The 3,988-nt window shown below is 68.4% G+C and carries 2 protein-coding genes; both read left to right on the top strand.

The window, feature by feature from the left end; genetic code table 11:
• Positions 1-1,198: thioester reductase domain-containing protein (locus A5692_RS19265; protein ID WP_156766170.1), on the top strand; the 1,198-nt coding region annotated here is incomplete at its 5' end.
• Positions 1,199-1,617: 419 nt separating this feature from the next.
• On the top strand, positions 1,618-3,975 hold the full coding sequence (locus A5692_RS19260) for an AMP-binding protein (RefSeq protein ID WP_068058708.1): 2,358 nt from the start codon (positions 1,618-1,620) through the stop codon (positions 3,973-3,975).
• The last annotated feature ends 13 nt before the right edge of the window (positions 3,976-3,988 follow it).

Below are 3,988 nucleotides of genomic sequence, written 5' to 3'. Positions count from 1 at the left end.
GGTCCTGTTGACCGGGGCGACCGGTTTCTTGGGCCGTTATCTGGCCCTGCAGTGGCTGGAGCAGCTGGAGCTGGTGGGCGGCAAGCTGATCTGCCTGGTGCGGGCCGGCTCGGACGAGGAGGCGCGTCAGCGGCTGGAGAAGACCTTCGACAGCGGTGATCCGAAGTTGCTGCGGTATTTCCAGGAGTTGGCCGCCGATCACCTGGAGGTCATCGCGGGGGACAAGGGCTCGGCGAACCTGGGCCTGGATGAGCCGACCTGGCAACGGCTGGCCGACACCGTCGACCTGATCGTGGACTCGGCGGCCCTGGTCAACGGCGTGCTGCCCTACAGCGAGCTGTTCGCCCCCAACGTCGCGGGCACCGCCGAGCTGATCCGGGTGGCCCTGACGAGCAAGCTGAAGCCGTACGCCTACGTGTCCACCTCCGACGTCGGCCGCCAGATCGACCCGGCGGCGTTCACCGAGGACGCCGACATCCGGGTCATCAGTCCCATCCGCAAGATCGACGGCAGCTACGCCAACGGCTACGGCAACAGCAAGTGGGCCGGCGAGGTGTTGCTGCGCGAGGCCCACGACCTGTGCAGGCTGCCGGTCTCGGTGTTCCGCTCCGACATGATCCTGTCCGACACCAGCTACGCCGGCCAGTTCAACCTGTCGGACATGTTCACCCGGATGGTGCTGAGCCTGGTGGCCACCGGCATCGCGCCGCGCTCGTTCTATCAGCTGGACGCCGAGGGCAATCGGCAGCGGGCGCACTTCGATGCGCTGCCGGTCGAGTTCGTCGCCGAGGCGGTCACCACGCTGGGCGCCCAGGTGATGGAGGGGTTCGAGACTTATCACGTGATGAACCCGCACGACGACGGGATCGGCATCGACGAGTACGTCGACTGGCTGATCGAGGCCGGCTATCCGATCGAGCGCATCGACGACTTCGGCGAGTGGCTGCAGCGGTTCGAGGCCGCCCTGCGCGAACTGCCGGAGCACCAGCGCAAGCATTCGGTCCTGCAGATGCTGCAGGTGCCGGGCTACAACCAGCTGCAGGCGCCGGAGCCGGCCCGCGGGTCGTTCGCCCCGACCGACCGCTTCCGCGCCGCGGTGCAGGAAGCCAAGATCGGCGCCGACAACGACATTCCGCACATCGCGCCGCCGGTGATCGTCAAGTACGTCACCGACCTGCAGCTGCTCGGCCTGCTCTAACCACGCACACCTCGAATTGGGACGGCCCCGCGCGGCCGTCCCAATTCGCAGGGTCGGTTTGGAAGCTTGAACCATCCTTCGCGTATCTTTTGCGGCGCCTTCTTGGTATCCCTGACAGGTTCCTGTCACTTTTTCGAAACCACTAGCGCACCGTCTTGATCATCCATTAACGTTTCGGACTGTTGCACTTAAGTTGACTAAGTTGACGGAGATACTGTGGTCCGCCCGCTCCACGGCGACGGCAGCAGATCCGCCTTCTCAGCGGCGACGAGCGGCAACAGCGGCGAGGATCCGGCACGGACCGCGCTAGCGAGTGTGCACTACCCCAAGCGGAACCGAACAGGCATTGCGGAGGAGTTCGGTCGAGCGGCGCCGTCAACCGGGGGTTTCAAGGGTGAACCCTATGGTTGGGAAGTCGGATGGAGCTTGGTGACCGGGCGCTTCCGCTCACTCGCGGGCAACTAGACATATGGCTCGCGCAGGAGACCGGCCACTCCGGCACCGAGTGGCAGATCGGCCTCTTCGTCACCATCAACGGCAGGGTTGACCGTGACGCCCTGAAGTGGGCGATCCGGCAAGCGCTGGAAGAAGCGGAACCCACCAGGGCGTCGTTCCTCGAGGCGGACGGCCGGGTCTTCCAACGGGCGATCGACTACCCGGACGTCGAGCTCGCGTTTCATGACCTGACCGGCTCGCGCGATGCCGTCGCGGAAGCCCGGCGGATGGCCCTGTCGATCCAACGGACGCCCATGGCGCTCACGGGCCCGCTGTTCCGGTTCGCCCTCTTCCAGACCCGTGCCGACCAATTTCACCTGTTCGCGTGCTGCCACCACATCGTCATCGACGGAACCGGTGTCGCCCTCGTCGGGCACCGCATCGCCTCCATCTACTCGGCCATCGTCTCCGCCGCGCCTATCCCTCCCGCCGTCTTCGGCTCGCTGCAGGATCTGATCGCCTGCGAGTCCGGCTACGAGGCATCCGGCGATTACCGGGACGACGAGGCCTACTGGACGCAGAACCTGCCCGCGAACGACGCGGCCCACCACCGAGCGCAGCGTGCCACGGGCGAGCGCGATCCGTGGCCGTCCGCGCCGGTCGCGTTGGACGCCGGCATCCTTCGCCGGGTCAACAACCTCTCCCAGGTGTGGGGAGTCTCCCAGACGTCGGTCATCACGGCCGCGTGCGCGCTGTTGGTGCGCGAGTGGAGCGGAGACGGCTCGGAGGTGGTGCTCGACTTCCCGGTCAACAGGCGCGTGCGCCCGGAGTCGAAGACCCTGCCCGGCATGGTCGCCGGCGTGGTGCCGCTGGTGTTGCGCGTCTCGCCAGAGCTCACGGTCGCCGAGTTCTGCCGACACGTCGACGCACGGGTCCGGGAAGCGGTTGCGCATCAACGCTTTCCGGTGCAGGCGCTGGAACGCAAGGCCCGCGGCCCGGCCGGACCGCCCGAACGAGTGAGCGTCAACTTCATCCCGTCCGCCTTCACCCTGCCCTTCGGCGGTGTCACGGCCTCGGCGTCCTACACCAACTCCGGGCAGGCCAGTGGTTTCGGATTGATCTTCTCCACCGACGGCGACCGGCTGTTCCTCAGTACGGCGGGCGCATGGGGGCCGTTCGCCGGCCTCGACGTCTCCTATCTGGCGGGCCGTTTGGAGCGGCTGTTGGTGGCGTTGACGTCGGGTGCCACGCGGCGGTTGCGGTCCATCGACGTGCTCGACGAGACCGAGCGGGTGCGCCTGGACGAGTGGGGCAATCGGCCTGCCCTCGGTCTGGGTGGGCCGGCGGCGGTGTCGATTCCTGAGCTGTTCGCGGCCCGGGCGGCTCGCACACCCGAGGTCCCCGCCGTGTCGTGTGGGCCCCGGTCCCGGTCATACCGGGAGGTGGACGAGGCGTCGAACCGATTGGCGCGCTGGCTTATTGGGCGCGGCGTCGGTCGGGGGACGCAGGTGGGCCTGTTGGCGGAGCGGTCGGCGGAGGCGGTGATCGCGGTGCTGGGTGTGCTCAAGGCGGGGGCCGCCTATGTGCCGATCGATCCCGCGTCGCCGGCGGAGCGGGTGCAATTCATGCTCGCCGATGCCGCACCGGTGGCGGTGATAGCTTCCGCGGGCCTGCGGCCGCGGTTGGATGGGTTTTCGGGGGTCGTGGTCGAGGTTGATGATCCGGCGATCGCGGGCCAGTCGTGCGACCCGGTGGTCGGGCCGGCTGCCGACGACGTGGCGCACGTGATCTACACGTCCGGCACGACGGGCGTGCCCAAAGGGGTGGCGGTCACCCATCGCAACGTGACGCAACTGTTCGAGGCGCTGGCCGGTGATGGGTTGCTGGCGGCGGGACAGGTCTGGTCGCAGTGCCATTCCCTGGCCTTCGATTTTTCGGTGTGGGAGATCTGGGGCGCGCTGTTGCACGGGGGTCACCTGGTGGTGGTGCCCGACGCCGTGGTGCGGTGCGCGGATGACCTGCGTGCGTTGTTGATTGGGCAGCGGGTGTCGGTGTTGACCCAGACGCCGTCCGCGGTGGGGGTGTTGTCACCGCAGGGGCTGGGCGCGGCGCTGGTGGTGGGGGCCGAGGCGTGCCCGGCGGCGGTGGTGGACCGGTGGGCGCCGGGGCGGGTGATGGTCAATGTCTACGGGCCGACGGAGACCACGATGTGGGTGGCCAAGAGTGCGCCGTTGGTGGCGGGCTCGGGGGCGCCGGCGATCGGGTCGCCGGTGGCCGGAACACGAACAGTGCTGCTCCGGCCACCGGCGACCCGATCGGCACCGCCCCCGTGCCCGGCGTGAGCGGGGCGCTGAT

This window comes from Mycobacterium sp. E342, assembly GCF_001667665.1.
GTDB lineage: Bacteria > Actinomycetota > Actinomycetes > Mycobacteriales > Mycobacteriaceae > Mycobacterium.
This window is presented reverse-complemented; position numbering and strand designations above follow the sequence as displayed.